We start from the raw sequence: 330 nt of genomic DNA, 5'->3' as shown, positions 1-330 counted from the left end.
TGGTCGATATCGTCAACGAAGGCCAGACCGGCACGGTCACCTTCACCTTCTCCGAACCCGTAACCGGTTTCGAGGCTGGCGATGTCAGCGTTGGCAACGGCACGTTGTCGAACCTGACGCAGACCGGCCCCAACACCTGGACGGCCACGGTCACCCCGGAAGCGACCGGCGATGTCACGGTTGCCGTTGGCGATGGCTCCTATACCGACCTTGCCGGCAATCCGGGCACGCCCGGCTCCGACAGCGAGGCCTTCGACCGCACCGCGCCGACGGTTGGCGTCGAGATCACCGATAACGGGCAGGACGGCACGCTGGTGCTGACCTTCTCGC

The 330-nt window shown here is 65.8% G+C and carries 1 protein-coding gene; it reads left to right on the top strand.

Going from position 1 to position 330, the window contains the following annotated elements; translation table 11 throughout:
- The coding region (locus tag V6765_RS24085) for an Ig-like domain-containing protein (RefSeq protein WP_448433134.1) at positions 1-330 on the top strand (330 nt) is incomplete at both ends.

This window comes from Martelella sp. FOR1707 (genome assembly GCF_053484265.1).
The sequence above is the reverse complement of the archived record's forward strand: the minus strand, read 5'-3'. Positions and strand labels throughout refer to the sequence as shown.